This window comes from Blastococcus sp. TF02A-35 (assembly GCF_004571075.1).
Taxonomy (GTDB): domain Bacteria; phylum Actinomycetota; class Actinomycetes; order Mycobacteriales; family Geodermatophilaceae; genus Blastococcus.
Window position 1 is genome coordinate 1 of record NZ_SPQP01000066.1, and the last position, 12,469, is coordinate 12,469.

The window sequence follows — 12,469 nt, forward strand, 5'->3', positions numbered from 1 at the left end:
GCTGTGACGAGCGTCGCCATCATCGGCAGCGGGTTCGGGGGCATCGCGGCGGCGGTGCGGCTCAAGGAGGCCGGGGTCACCGACCTCGTGCTGTTCGAGAAGAGCTCCGACGTCGGCGGCGTGTGGCTGGTGCGGGGATCGCCGCCGTCGGCCGGTCGTCGCCCGGCGGCTGCGCCGCCGCGGTGGGCATCGGGCGCGTGTGCGGGCGCGGGACGCCGAGCGGGGTGGTGTCGACCCGGTCCGGCCCGGCCGCGTTCCGGCGCCCGGACAGCCGGTACCGCCGGGGTGCGCCGGGGCGTCGGGAGGCGGACACGCCCCCATGGTGCCGCACCTGCCTGGGCGTCCGGTCCCGGTGCCCGCTGCCGTGGGGGACGCGCTGTGTCGGGCGCGGCCCCGCGTCCGACACAATGGGGGTGTGTCCCACGCCCCCGCCGCAGTCCGGCCCGCCTCCGCCACGGCCGACCCGCTGACCGCCGCGGTCGAGCAGGCCCGGGAGGCCGCCGTCGAGTCGGCCGGTGACGCCGCCCTGGTGGGCGAGCACCTCGGTGCCGCCCCCGAGGCCGACGCCGGCCCCGAGCTCGGCGAGGTGGTGACGCACACGTTCGCCAGCCGGCTGCCGGGCTACGTCGGCTGGCACTGGGCGGTCACCCTCGCGCGCGTCCCCGGGGAGGACCGGGTCACCGTCGACGAGGTCGTCCTCCTCCCCGGCGAGCAGGCCCTCCTGGCGCCGGCCTGGGTGCCGTGGCACGAGCGGCTCCGCCCCGGCGACCTCTCGGTCGGCGACGTCCTGCCCTCCACCGAGGACGACACCCGGCTGGCGCCGGCATACACCGTGGACGACGACTCGGCCGAGGACCCCGAGGGGCGGGTCGTGGCGTCGGAGATCGGCCTCGGCCGCGAGCGGGTCATGTCCCGCGAGGGCCGGTCGGAGGCCGTCGGCCGCTGGACGGCGGGGGAGTTCGGCCCCACCGCGCCCATGGCCCGGCAGGCGCCCGGCCCCTGCGCGACCTGCGGCTTCTACCTGCCGCTGGCCGGCTCGCTGCGGCAGATGGTCGGCGCCTGCGGGAACGCGTACGCCCCGGCCGACGGCCGGGTGGTCACCGCCGACTACGGCTGCGGCGCGCACAGCCAGGCCACGCTGGTGGTCACCCAGGACACCGAGGTGGTCACCTCGGCGCGCTACGACACCTCGGACTACGACGTCCTCTAGTCCTCGGAGCCGCCCTGGTCCCCGGGGCGGCCCTGGCCCTGCCAGCGCATGATGCCCAGGCCGAGGACGGCCAGGCCGAGGGCGGCGACGCAGGTCCAGGTCCACATCCGGTCGACGCGGTCGCCCAGCACCAGCAGGACGACGAGGGCCACCGCCCACACCGCCATCCCGGCCAGGACGACCCGCGCGGTGTCGACCTGCAGCGGGGGCGGAGCCTGCTTTCCGGGACCGGGCACGGGGGCACCCTAGATTGCGGGTCGGTCACGGGCGAGCCGGGCCGGTCCAGGCGTGTGGCACGCTGTCGCCGCTCGTTGCCGTCTCCGGCCGGGCGCGGGCAGCGTCGCCCGCCGTGTCCGCTGCCTCGTTCCCGGGAGAACCGCGATGCCCGACAGTTCCCGCCCGACCGCTGGCTCGTCCGCCACCGCCGACGGCGGCACGCCCGTCGACGTCGCGGCCGGCCCGCGCCGCAGCGAGGGGCCCCGGGTCCGCCCGAAGAACGGCGTGGACCGCTTCTTCGAGATCAGCGCGCGCCGGTCGACCGTCGGCCGCGAGGTGCGCGGCGGCGTCACGACCTTCTTCACGATGGCCTACATCGTGGTGCTCAACCCGATCATCCTGTCCGGCGCCGACGTCGACGGGAACACGCTGCCGTTCGCCTCGGTCGCCGCGGTGACCGCGCTCATCGCCGGTGCCATGACCCTGCTGATGGGCGTCGTCGGCCGGTACCCGCTCGCGGTCGCGACCGGGCTGGGCATCAACGCGATCGTCGCGGTCTTCGCGGCCACCCAGCTGTCCTGGCCCGAGATCATGGGCCTGGTCGTGCTCGAGGGCCTGCTGATCACGCTGCTGGTGCTCACCGGCTTCCGCCGCGCGGTCTTCGAGGCCATCCCGGCCCAGCTGAAGACGGCGATCGCGGTCGGCATCGGCTTCTTCCTCACCATCATCGGCCTGGCCGACGCCGGCATCATCCGGCCCGGCAACCCGCTGATCTCCTTCGGTGTCGAGGGGCAGCTCGCCGGCTGGCCGATCCTGGTCTTCGTCATCGGCCTGCTGCTCACCGCGGTGCTCGTCGTCCGCAAGGTGCGCGGGGCGCTGCTCATCGGCATCGTCGTCTCGACCGTGCTGGCCATCGTGATCGAGGCGGTCGCCGAGGTCGGCCTCAAGTTCGGCGACGACGGCGCGGTGAACCCGCGCGGCTGGGCGCTGCAGGTGCCGACGATGCCCGAGGACGTCGTGGGCACCCCCGACCTCTCGCTGATCGGGAACTTCTCGCTGTTCGGCGGCTTCGAGCGCATCGGCGTCATCGCCGCGCTGCTCATCGTCTTCTCGATCATGATCGCCGACTTCTTCGACACCGTCGGCACCGTGACCGCCGTGGGCGCCGAGGCCGACCTGCTGGACGAGAAGAAGAACCTGCCGAAGTCCCAGCCGGTCCTGCTGGTCGACTCGCTCGCCGCGGCCGCGGGTGGTGCCGGCTCGGTGTCGTCGAACACGACCTACATCGAGAGCACCGCAGGCGTCGCCGACGGCGCCCGCACGGGTCTGGCCAGCGTCGTCACCGGCGTGCTGTTCCTCGTCGCCACGCTGTTCAGCCCGCTGGTGCAGGTCGTCCCGTCGGAGGCCGCGGCGCCCGCCCTGGTCATCGTCGGCGCCATGATGATCACCCAGATCCGGAACCTGGCCTGGGACGACATGTCGCTGGTGATCCCGGCGTTCCTGACGATCGCGCTCATGCCGTTCACGTACTCGATCACCAACGGCATCGGTGCCGGTGTCATCAGCTTCGTGCTGCTGCGCCTGGCGGTCGGGCGGCGTCGGGAGATCCACCCGCTGATGTGGGTCGTGGCCGCGCTGTTCGTCGTCTACTTCGCGCTGGAGCCCCTGCAGCAGCTCTTCTGACCCGACTAGTGAGTTAGGTTAACGATCGTGGGTCGGACGACGCTGGACACGGCCGCGCTCTCGCACGAGCTGCGTCTGTCGGTCATGCGGTTCTCCCGTCGGCTGCGCAACCAGCGCGTCGACACCTCGGTGACGCTCACCCACCTCGCGGCGCTGTCGACGCTCAAGCGGCACGGGCCGATGAGCCCCGGGGAGCTGGCGGCCCACGAGCGGGTTCAGCCGCCGTCGATGACGCGGGTCGTGGTGGCGCTCGAGGGCATGGGCCTGGTCACCCGCACGCCGCACCCGACCGACGGGCGGCAGGTCATCATCGGGCTCACGCCGGCCGCCGAGGAGATGCTCTCGGCGGAGGCGCAGGCCCGCGAGGCCTGGCTGGCCGGCCGGCTGCAGGAGCTGACCCCGGAGGAGCGCACCGTCCTGCGCGAGGCCGCGGAGATCATGGACAAGCTGGCCAGTGGTGGGTGACCTGGACGAGCACTGACCAGCGGCCCGCGTCCGAGCAGGGCACCGGGATGTTCCGCGCGCTCCGCGTGCGGAACTACCGCCGGTACGCCTCGGCGAACCTGCTCAGCCTGACCGGCACCTGGATGCAGCGGATCGGCCAGGACTGGCTGGTGCTGCAGCTGTCCGACGGCAGCGGTGTCGCGCTCGGGCTGATCACCGCGCTGCAGTTCGGCCCCTCGCTGCTGCTCAGCATGTACGGCGGCGTGCTGGCCGACCGGTACTCCAAGCGCCGGATGCTCCTGGTCAGCCAGGCGCTCATGGGGCTGCTCTCGCTGGTCCTCGGCGTGCTGGTCGCCACCGGCGCGGTGGCGCTGTGGCACGTGTTCGTGCTGGCCGGCGGGCTGGGCGCGGTGTCGGCCGTCGACGCGCCCGTGCGGCAGGCGTTCGTCTCCGAGATGGTCGGCCCCGGCCTGCTCACCAACGCCGTCAGCCTGAACTCGACGATCTTCAACGGCGCCCGGCTCGTCGGGCCGGCCCTGGCCGGGCTGCTCATCGGGGCCGCGGGCGGGGACACGGCCCCGGCCTTCTTCCTCAACGCGGCGAGCTTCGCGTTCACCATCGGCGCGCTGGCCGGCATGCGCACCGACGAGCTGCAGCCCAGCACCCCGGTCGCGCGCAGGCGCGGGCAGCTCCGCGAGGGGCTGGCCTACACCTGGGCGCACCCGGACCTGGTCCTGGCGATGGCGCTGGCGTTCGTGCTCGGCACCTTCGGCTTCAACTACCAGGTCACCATCGCGCTGATGGCCCGGGAGACCTTCGACCTCGGCGCCGAGGCGTTCGGCCTGCTCTCGACCGCCTTCGCGGTCGGCTCGCTGTCCGGTGCGCTGCTGTCCACCCGGCGCAGCGTCCGCCCCCGGCAGCGGTTCCTGGTCGGGTCCGCGGTGGTGTTCGGCCTGCTGACCGTCGTCTCGGGGCTGATGCCGACCTATCTCAGCTTCGCCGTGATGCTGGTGCCCACCGGCGCGGCCGGGCTGATGTTCAGCGTGGCCAACAACAGCTTCGTGCAGCTCGGCGTCGACCCGCAGATGCGCGGGCGGGTGATGGCGCTCTACTTCATGTGCTTCATGGGGGGCACGCCGGTCGGGGCCCCGCTGGTCGGCTGGGTCTCCGAGCACCTCGGCGCGCCGTGGGGGCTGATCCTCGGCGGCTCGGTCTGCGTCGTGGCGGGGCTGGGCGCGGCCGCCTTCCTGGCCCGGCGGCACGAGGTGCGGCTCACCGTCGGACGGTCGCCGCTGCGGCTGGGCCTGCGGGTGGCCCCGCGCCCGCCGTCCCCGCAGCTGCGCGCGGCCGAGGAGACCCTCGCCGAGCGGGCGCCGGGCCAGCAGTCGCTCTGACCCGGGGGTACCTTCGGCCTCGCCGGATCCCGCACCTGCCCAGGGGGCGCGCCATGGCCACCGCGCTGGTCGAGCTCGTGGTGCTGCTGGCCGCCTTCGCCGGGGTGGTCGCCTACGGCGGGCCGGTCGTGCGCCGCCTGACCGGCTGGGCCGCCCGCCGGCGCGCCGTCCGCCACCCCGTCCCGGCGGGCCGTCCCGTGGAGGCGGTCGCCGCCGACCTGCGCCGGCTGGGCCGCCAGGTGGAGCTCGTCCCCGCCGGCGTCCCCATGGCCCGCCGCCGGGCGGTGCAGGCCGCCTACGACGACGTCCTGGCCGAGGCGGCCGCCATCCTCGGCGTGCCGACGTCGCTCGCCGGGCTGGCCGACGGGCGGGCCCGGGACGTCGAGCGGCTGCGCCTGCTCGCCGCCCTGCAAGCCGCCGGGCTGCGGGTGCCGGTCTGACCTCGCGCAGGCTGTTCTTCGCCGTCGACCCGCCCGAGCCGGCGCGTCGCCACCTCGCCGAGGCGCTCGTGCCGCTGCGCGACGCCCCGGGCGCGCCCCGGTGGGGCGACCCCGGGCGCTGGCACCTGACGCTGCTGTTCCTCGGCCAGGTGCCCGGGGACCTGGTCCCGGAGCTGGTCGCGGCGGCGGCGCCGGCGGTCGCCGCGACGCCCCCGATGACGCTGCGGCTGGCCGGGGGAGGGCGGTTCGGCTCGCTGCGCCGTCCCCAGGTGGCGTGGGCCGGTCTCGACGGCGACGTCGACCCGCTGGTGTCCCTCGCCGGCCGGCTGGCCGGCGTCGGCCGGCGTCTCGGCCTGGAGGTGGAGGACCGGCCGTTCCGGCCGCACCTGACCCTCGGGCGGTGGCGCCCCCGGCAGCCGGCAGACGGCTCGCTGACCGACCGGCTGGCCGGCTACCGGGGACCGGCCTGGCCGGTGCGCGACGTCCGGCTGTGGGAGAGCCGGCTCGGTGCGGCCGTCCGCTACGACGCCGTCGCCACCTGGCCGCTCACCACGCGTACTCCATAGGTGCGGCCCGGTAGCCCGGGAAGATCTCGTCCAGCCGGGCCAGGGTGGCCTCGTCCAGGCCGATCCCCAGCGCCCGCAGCCCGCCCTCGAGCTGCTCCATGGTGCGCGGGCCGACGATCGGCGCGGTCACGGCCGGCTGGTGCAGCAGCCAGGCGACCCCGACGTCGGCCGGGGCGTGCCCGAGCTCACGGCACAGCGCCTCGTAGGCCTCCAGCGCGGGACGGTGCCGCTCGATCCGCCGCAGCTGCCGCTCCTCGGTGCGCCGGGCGCCCTCGGCCTTCTCCAGCGCCCCGCCCAGGAGGCCGCCGGCGAGCGGGCTCCACGGCAGGATGCCGACGCCGTGGTGCTGCGCGGCCGGGAGCACCTCCAGCTCCACGTGCCGGGTGAGCAGGTTGTAGTGCGACTGCTCGCTGACCAGGCCGGTGAAGCTGCGCCGGGCGGCGACGGCGTTGGCCTCGACGATCTGCCACGCGGCGTGGTTCGACGACCCGACGTAGAGCACCTTGCCCTGGGCGACGAGCGTCTCGCACGCCTGCCAGATCTCGTCCCACGGCGTCTCCAGGTCCACGTGGTGGAACTGGTAGAGGTCGATCCAGTCGGTGCCGAGCCGGCGCAGCGACGCCTCGCAGGCGCGCACGATGTTCCGCGCCGACAGGAAGGTGTCGTTGGGCCAGTCCGACATGCCGCCGTAGACCTTGGTGGCCAGCACGGTCTTCTCCCGGCGCTCCCCGCCCTGGGCGAACCAGCTGCCGAGCACCTCCTCGGTGCGGCCCTTGCCCGCGTCGAAGCCGTAGACGTTCGCCGTGTCGAAGAAGTTGACCCCCTCGGCCAGCGCCCGGTCCATGATCGCGTGCGAGTCGCCCTCCTCGGTCTTCCAGCCGAAGTTCATGGTGCCCAGGCACAGCCGGGAGACCCGGAGACCGCTGCGGCCGAGGTGGGTGTGGTCCATGTCGATCACCCTGGCACCCTGTGCTCCGTGTCGCAGATCGATCAGACCTCCGCCTTCGACCTCGCCACCGCCGTGCGGCGGGCGGAGGGCCCCGCGCTCGTGGCCGAGCTCGACCCCACCTGGGACGTCGGCAACGGCATCCTCAACGGCGGCTACCTGCTGGCCGTCGCCGGCCGGGCCGCGGTGATGGAGAGCCCGCACGAGCACCCCGTGGCGATGTCGGCCAGCTACCTGCGCGCCGGGGCCGGCGGCCCGGCCACCCTGACGGTGACCCCCGGTCCGGCCGGGCGGACGCTCGCGCACTCGCTGGTCACGCTCGCCGACGAGGGCGGCCCGGTGATCACCGTGCAGGCGACGACCGCGACGCTCACCGACAGCGCCTCCGAGTACTCGCTGCCCGTGCCGTCGGTGCCCGGGCCCGACGAGTGCATCGACATGGCGGGCAACGCGCACCTGGCCGCCGTTCCGATCCAGCTCCCCGGCCTGACCAGGCACGTCGAGAGCCGGCTGGACCCGGCGACCGCGATGTGGGCCCTCGGCCGGCCCGGTGACGAGCCGGTGCTGCGCGCGTGGGTGCGGCTGTCCGACGGCCGGCCGGCCGACCCGCTGGCCCTGCTCACCTTCGCCGACGTGCTGCCGCCCACCAGCTTCGCCACCGGGCGCATGGGCTGGGCGCCGACCGTGCAGCTCCAGGTGCTGGTGCGGGCGCTGCCGGCACCGGGGTGGTGCCTGGTCGAGGCCCGGGCCAGCGAGATAGCCGGCGGGTGGACCGACGAGGACTACCGGATCTGGGACTCCACCGGCCGCCTCGTCGCGCAGAGCCGCCAGCTCGCCCGGACCGCCCGATGAGCGCCGAGGCGGCACCGGCCGACCGGCAGGGCGACGCCGACCCGCTCGCCGGGTTCGGGTACCGGCAGCAGCTGGACCGCAGCCTCGGCCGGTTCGCCAGCTTCGCGGCCGGGGTCAGCTACATCTCGATCCTCACCGGCACGTTCCAGCTCTTCTACTTCGGCTTCGGCGCCGGGGGGCCGGCCTACGTCTGGTCCTGGCCGGTCGTCTTCGTCGGCCAGCTCATGGTGGCCCTGTGCTTCGCCGAGCTCGCGGCTCGCTACCCGGTCGCCGGCTCGCTCTACAACTGGACCAAGCGCCTGGGGAACCGCACCACCGCCTGGATGGCCGGCTGGATGATGCTGACGGCGTCCATCGTGACGCTGTCGGCGACCGTGCTGGCCTACCAGATCACGCTGCCCCAGCTGTGGTCCGGCTTCCAGGTCGTCGGCGACGGCACCGGTCCCTACGACTACGCCGTCAACGCCGTCATCCTGGGCAGCGCCCTGATCGTCTTCACCACGCTGGTGAACGTCTTCGGCGTCAAGCTCATGGCCCGCATCAACAGCACCGGTGTGTTCATCGAGCTCATCGCCGCGGTGCTCATCATCGTGCTGCTCGCCGTGCACGCCACGCGCGGCCCGGACGTCGTCCTGGACACCGCCGGGGCCGGCCAGGGCCAGGACCTGGGCTACCTGGGGGCCTTCCTGGTCGCCGCGCTGGCCTCGGGCTACGTGATGTACGGCTTCGACACGGCCAGCTCGCTGGGCGAGGAGACCGTGGACGCGCGGCGCACCGCCCCGCGGGCGATCCTGCGGGCGATCACGGCGTCCTTCGTCCTCGGCGGCCTCATCCTGCTGTTCGGCCTCATGGCGGTCGAGGACATCCGGGACCCCCAGCTGTCCTCGAGCACCGGTGGCCTGCAGTACGTGCTGCTCCAGGCGGCGGGCAGCGGCATCGGCCGGGTCTTCCTGCTCGCCATCGTCGTCGCCATCACCGTCTGCTGCCTGGCCGTGCACACCGCGACGATCCGGATGATGTTCGGGATGGCGCGGGACAACAACCTGCCCGGCTCGGCCCGGCTGGCGAAGGTGCACCCGCGGTTCAAGACCCCGGTCGTCCCGGCCGTCGTCATCGGGTCGCTGTCGATCGCCATCCTGCTGATCAACATCCGGCAGCCGCAGATCTTCACGGTGATCACCAGCATCGCCGTCGTGATGATCTACCTGGCCTACCTCCTGGTCACGGTGCCGATGCTCATCAGCCGGCTGCGCGGGCGCTGGCCCGGGCCGGCGGACGGCGCGGGGCGGGGGCACTTCTCCCTGGGCCGCTGGGGCCTGCCGGTCAACGTGCTGGCGGTCCTGTGGGGCGCCGGCATGGCGGTCAACCTCGGCTGGCCGCGCCGCGAGGTCTACAACGCCACCGAGCCGTACCACTGGTACCTGCAGTGGGGTGCGGCCCTGTTCATCGGGGCGATCGCGCTCGTCGGGCTGGCGTACTACCGGCTCCGCCAGCGCCACCGGACCGGCGTGCTGCCCGAGCACGCGGCGGTGGCTCCGGTCGCCGTCGCGGAGGCCTGAGCGGCGGTCAGCCCGGCAGGGCGATGTCGCCGGTGAGGTAGCGCTGCACCGACGGGCCGATCGCGGCGACCAGCTCCTCGGCGTCGGCCGAGGCCAGCGGCTCGATGCGCAGCACGTACCGGCCGACGACCAGCCCGATCAGCTGCGAGGCGGCGAGGCCGCCGCGCACCTCCGCCTCGCGCGGCGACAGGTCGAGCGTGCCCAGCACCCGGCGGAGCACCTGGGTCACCAGGAACTCGCGGAGCAGCCTGGCGGTCCACTCGTTGCCGACGGCGGAGCGCACCAGCGCCAGCCCGGCGGCCTGCGCCGGGCCGTCCCACACGCCCAGCAGGGTCCGGACGACGCCCTCGCCCACGTGGTCGGGCCCAGCCGCCAGCAGCGCCGGCAGGAGCTCGGCCGGGTCCGCCGGCGCCTCGACCGCGGCGAGGAAGAGCTGGTCCTTGCTGCCGAAGTAGTGGTGCACGAGCGCCGGGTCGACGCCGGCGGCCGTGGCGATCTGGCGGATGGTCGCGCCGTCGAAGCCGCGCTCGGCGAAGGCCGCGCGGGCCGCGGCCAGGACGGCGTCCCGGGTCTCGGGGCTGCCGGGGCGCCGTCCGGTCCGCCGTCGCGGCTGGTCGGTGGTGCTCAGTCGGTCCTCCTCCGCAGGGTCGCCGCCGCCAGGGCGAGGGCGAGCACGGCCGCGCCGGCGACGACGCCGACGTCGGTCCACATGGTGCCCGTCGCCTCCGGCGAGCGCCCGACCTCCTGGAGGGCCTGGACCGCGTAGGTGAGGGGGAGGGCGTCGCTGACGGCCTGCAGCCACCCGTCCATCTGCTCGCGTGGCACGAGCAGCCCGCACAGGAAGAACTGCGGCAGCACGACCACCGGCATGAGCTGCACGGCCTGGAACTCGCTGCGCGCGAACGCGCTGGCCAGCAGCCCGAGCGCGACGCCGAGCACCGCGTCGACGACGGCGATGAGCCCCACGAGCCAGACCGGGCCGGCGACGTCGAGGTCGTAGAGCGTCGTCGCCACCGTGACGGTGACCGCCGCCTGCAGCCCCGCAGCCAGGCCGAACGCCAGGCCGTAGCCGAGCAGCAGGTCCAGCCGCGACAGCGGGGTGGTGAGCAGCCGCTCGAGCGTGCCGGAGGTGCGCTCGCGGAGCATCGCGATGCTGGTCACCAGGAACATCACGACGAAGGGGAAGACGCCGAGCATCGTCAGCCCGACCCGGTCGAAGGTGCCGGGCTGCCCCGGGGCGGCGGGCAGGTCCGCCCACAGCAGGTGGAGCAGGCCCAGGAGCAGGCTCGGCAGCACCAGCAGCATCGCGACCGTGCGGTGGTCGTGCCGCAGCTGGCGCAGCACGCGGGCCGCCGTCGTCGTGGTCAGCCGGGGGCGCAGGTGCACGGCCGCGGTCACGAGGCCACCGCCTCGCGGGCGCGGACGACGTTCAGGAACGCCTCCTCCAGGTCCTCGGAGCGCCCGTCGGCGCGCAGCCGGGCCGGGGTGGTGTCGGCCAGCAGCGCGCCCTCCCGGAGGAGGAGCAGCCGGTCGCAGCGGGCCGCCTCGTCCATCACGTGGCTGGAGACGACGAGCGTCGTCCCGGCCCGCGCCAGCGCGTGGAACCTCTCCCACAGCTCGACCCGCAGCACCGGGTCCAGGCCGACGGTGGGCTCGTCGAGGACGAGCACCTCCGGGTCGCCCACGAGGGCGCAGGCGAGGGACGCCCGGCCCCGCTGCCCGCCGGAGAGGTCCCCGACCAGCTGCCCGGCGGCCGACGCCAGCCCCACGTCGGCGACGGCGGCGTCGGCCTCGCGGGCGCCCCGGCCGTACAGGGCGGCGAAGTACCGGGCGTTCTCCCGCACGGTCAGGTCGGCGTACACGCTGGGCGCCTGGGTGACGTAGCCGACGCGGTCGCGCAGGGCGGGGGAGCCGGCCGGGTGCCCGAGCACCTCGACGGTGCCCGAGCGCACCCGCTGCACCCCGACGATCGCCCGGATCAGCGTGCTCTTCCCGCTGCCGCTCGGCCCGAGCAGGCCGGTGACCTGGCCGGCGGGGACGGTGAAGCCGACGCCCGGCAGCACCCGGCGCCTCCCGCGGTCGACGACGAGATCGGTGACGGTGACGGCGTCCATGACGCTCTCCCTCGAAACTCAACGGCTGATGAAGTCAACGCTAGATGAGTTGTGCGGGAGCGGTCAATGCCTGCCGCCGCGGGCCGAACGGCCCCAGGGATGATCAGGGGGTGCCAGAGCCCGTCGTCATCACCGACCCGGCCGACCCGCGGGTCGACGACTTCCGCGACCTCAAGGCGGGCGACCGGCCCGCGGGCCGCGAGCGCGGCACGGGCCCGGTGATCGTCGAGGGCGTCCCGGCCGTGGAACGGCTGCTGGCCTCGGAGTACCGGGTGCGCGCGGTGTTCGGGGTGCCCGGCCGGGTCGCGGCGCTGGACCTGCCCGAGGGCGTCCCCGCCTACGAGGCCGACAAGTGGGTGCTCTCGGAGGTCATCGGGTTCCGGCTGACCCGGGGCGTGGTGGCCTCTGCCGACCGGCGCCCACCGGCCGACCTCGACGGGCTGCTCGCGGGCCCCGACCCGGCGGCGCCACGGCGGCTGGCCGTCCTCGAGGCGCTCAACGACGCGGAGAACCTCGGGTCGATCGCCCGGTCCGCGGTCGCCCTCGGCGTCGACGGGCTGCTGCTGGACCCTCGCTGCGCCGACCCGCTCTACCGCCGGTCGGTCCGCGTCTCCATGGGGCACGTGCTCTCGCTGCCGTTCGCCGTGCTGCCCGACTGGCCCGGCGGGCTGGACCGGCTGCACGAGGCCGGCTACCTCACCGTCGCGCTCACGCCCGCGGGCGACGCGGTCGACCTGACCGACGTCGACCCGCGGGCGAACCCCCGCACGGCGGTGCTCCTGGGGGCGGAGGGCCCGGGGCTGACCCCGGAGGCGCAGCGGGCGGCGAGGGTGCGCGCCCGGATCCCGATGCGCGCCGGCGTGGACTCCCTCGGGGTGGCCGCCGCCGCGGCCGTCGCCTTCGCCGGCCTGCGCTAGCTGTAGTGACCAGGTAGGTCGTTGACGCGGCTGATCGGTGATTGGCCGTCGAGTGCGGTGTGGCTGCGGTGGTGGTTGTAAGTGTGCAGCCAGCCGGGGAGCACGTCGGCTCGTTCGCGGCTGGAGTT

14 protein-coding genes and 1 pseudogene are annotated in these 12,469 nt (G+C 74.7%); 9 read left to right on the forward strand and 6 right to left on the reverse strand.

Annotated elements, in window-relative coordinates:
• The first annotated feature begins 415 nt into the window (after positions 1 to 415).
• Positions 416 to 1,210 carry a DUF3027 domain-containing protein gene (locus E4P43_RS19080; protein ID WP_245159263.1) on the forward strand — a complete coding sequence of 265 codons (795 nt, stop codon included), beginning with the start codon at positions 416 to 418 and terminating at the stop codon, positions 1,208 to 1,210.
• On the opposite strand, the gene E4P43_RS19085 is transcribed toward E4P43_RS19080, so the two are convergent.
• On the reverse strand, positions 1,207 to 1,446 hold the full coding sequence (locus E4P43_RS19085; RefSeq protein ID WP_135147101.1) for a DUF2530 domain-containing protein: 240 nt from the start codon (positions 1,444 to 1,446) through the stop codon (positions 1,207 to 1,209). The two genes, E4P43_RS19080 and E4P43_RS19085, sit on opposite strands and share 4 nt — an antisense overlap.
• A gap of 145 nt (positions 1,447 to 1,591) precedes the next feature.
• Here E4P43_RS19085 and E4P43_RS19090 point away from each other — a divergent pair, with 145 nt between their 5' ends.
• Genes E4P43_RS19090 through thpR form a run of 5 tightly spaced genes read left to right on the forward strand, consistent with a single transcriptional unit; the run spans position 1,592 to position 5,953 of the window.
• Positions 1,592 to 3,109: an NCS2 family permease gene (locus tag E4P43_RS19090; RefSeq protein ID WP_135147102.1), complete on the forward strand. Its 1,518-nt coding sequence runs from the start codon at positions 1,592 to 1,594 to the stop codon at positions 3,107 to 3,109.
• 27 nt (positions 3,110 to 3,136) lie between these two features.
• The gene (locus E4P43_RS19095) at positions 3,137 to 3,574 is read left to right on the forward strand and encodes a MarR family transcriptional regulator (protein WP_135147103.1); all 438 of its coding nucleotides are present in this window, start codon (positions 3,137 to 3,139) and stop codon (positions 3,572 to 3,574) included.
• Entirely contained in the window at positions 3,571 to 4,947 is a 1,377-nt protein-coding gene (locus E4P43_RS19100; protein WP_245159264.1) for an MFS transporter, read from the forward strand. The genes E4P43_RS19095 and E4P43_RS19100 overlap by 4 nt, the downstream gene beginning before the upstream one ends.
• A gap of 53 nt (positions 4,948 to 5,000) precedes the next feature.
• Positions 5,001 to 5,387, forward strand: coding sequence for a hypothetical protein (locus E4P43_RS19105; protein ID WP_135147104.1), 387 nt, complete (start codon positions 5,001 to 5,003; stop codon positions 5,385 to 5,387).
• An 11-nt stretch (positions 5,388 to 5,398) separates the two neighbouring features.
• Positions 5,399 to 5,953, forward strand: a complete 555-nt coding sequence (thpR, locus tag E4P43_RS19110; protein ID WP_280791024.1) for an RNA 2',3'-cyclic phosphodiesterase — start codon at positions 5,399 to 5,401, stop codon at positions 5,951 to 5,953.
• Here thpR and E4P43_RS19115 read toward each other — a convergent pair.
• The gene (locus E4P43_RS19115; RefSeq protein WP_135147111.1) at positions 5,934 to 6,902 is read right to left on the reverse strand and encodes an aldo/keto reductase; all 969 of its coding nucleotides are present in this window, start codon (positions 6,900 to 6,902) and stop codon (positions 5,934 to 5,936) included. The genes thpR and E4P43_RS19115 overlap by 20 nt on opposite strands.
• 27 nt (positions 6,903 to 6,929) lie before the next feature.
• On the opposite strand from E4P43_RS19115, the gene E4P43_RS19120 reads away from it, so the two are divergent.
• Both E4P43_RS19120 and E4P43_RS19125 read left to right on the forward strand, forming a co-directional pair.
• Positions 6,930 to 7,751, forward strand: coding sequence for a thioesterase family protein (locus E4P43_RS19120; protein WP_245159266.1), 822 nt, complete (start codon positions 6,930 to 6,932; stop codon positions 7,749 to 7,751).
• The gene (locus E4P43_RS19125) at positions 7,748 to 9,310 is read left to right on the forward strand and encodes an amino acid permease (RefSeq protein ID WP_135147106.1); all 1,563 of its coding nucleotides are present in this window, start codon (positions 7,748 to 7,750) and stop codon (positions 9,308 to 9,310) included. The genes E4P43_RS19120 and E4P43_RS19125 overlap by 4 nt, the downstream gene beginning before the upstream one ends.
• Positions 9,311 to 9,317: 7 nt before the next feature.
• On the opposite strand, the gene E4P43_RS19130 is transcribed toward E4P43_RS19125, so the two are convergent.
• Genes E4P43_RS19130 through E4P43_RS19140 form a run of 3 tightly spaced genes read right to left on the reverse strand, consistent with a single transcriptional unit; the run spans position 9,318 to position 11,424 of the window.
• The gene (locus E4P43_RS19130) at positions 9,318 to 10,019 is read right to left on the reverse strand and encodes a TetR family transcriptional regulator (RefSeq protein WP_209313974.1); all 702 of its coding nucleotides are present in this window, start codon (positions 10,017 to 10,019) and stop codon (positions 9,318 to 9,320) included.
• Complete coding sequence (locus E4P43_RS19135; RefSeq protein WP_135147107.1) at positions 9,935 to 10,708, reverse strand: ABC transporter permease; 774 nt, start codon at positions 10,706 to 10,708, stop codon at positions 9,935 to 9,937. The genes E4P43_RS19130 and E4P43_RS19135 overlap by 85 nt, the downstream gene beginning before the upstream one ends.
• Positions 10,705 to 11,424, reverse strand: coding sequence for an ABC transporter ATP-binding protein (locus tag E4P43_RS19140; protein WP_135147108.1), 720 nt, complete (start codon positions 11,422 to 11,424; stop codon positions 10,705 to 10,707). The genes E4P43_RS19135 and E4P43_RS19140 overlap by 4 nt, the downstream gene beginning before the upstream one ends.
• A 110-nt stretch (positions 11,425 to 11,534) precedes the next feature.
• Here E4P43_RS19140 and E4P43_RS19145 point away from each other — a divergent pair, with 110 nt between their 5' ends.
• Entirely contained in the window at positions 11,535 to 12,341 is an 807-nt protein-coding gene (locus E4P43_RS19145) for an RNA methyltransferase (RefSeq protein WP_135147109.1), read from the forward strand.
• Here the strand turns inward: E4P43_RS19145 and E4P43_RS19150 are convergent.
• Positions 12,338 to 12,469, reverse strand: a pseudogene (locus E4P43_RS19150) (IS481 family transposase); the annotation flags it as partial. The gene E4P43_RS19145 and the pseudogene E4P43_RS19150 sit on opposite strands and share 4 nt — an antisense overlap.

Coding starts and splice junctions, on each gene's coding strand:
- E4P43_RS19090 (WP_135147102.1), top strand. CDS start 1,592: ATGCCCGACAGTTCCCGCCCGACCGCTGGCTCGTCCGCCACCGCCGAC.
- E4P43_RS19105 (WP_135147104.1), top strand. CDS start 5,001: ATGGCCACCGCGCTGGTCGAGCTCGTGGTGCTGCTGGCCGCCTTCGCC.
- E4P43_RS19115 (WP_135147111.1), bottom strand. CDS start 6,902: ATGGACCACACCCACCTCGGCCGCAGCGGTCTCCGGGTCTCCCGGCTG.
- E4P43_RS19125 (WP_135147106.1), top strand. CDS start 7,748: ATGAGCGCCGAGGCGGCACCGGCCGACCGGCAGGGCGACGCCGACCCG.
- E4P43_RS19140 (WP_135147108.1), bottom strand. CDS start 11,424: ATGGACGCCGTCACCGTCACCGATCTCGTCGTCGACCGCGGGAGGCGC.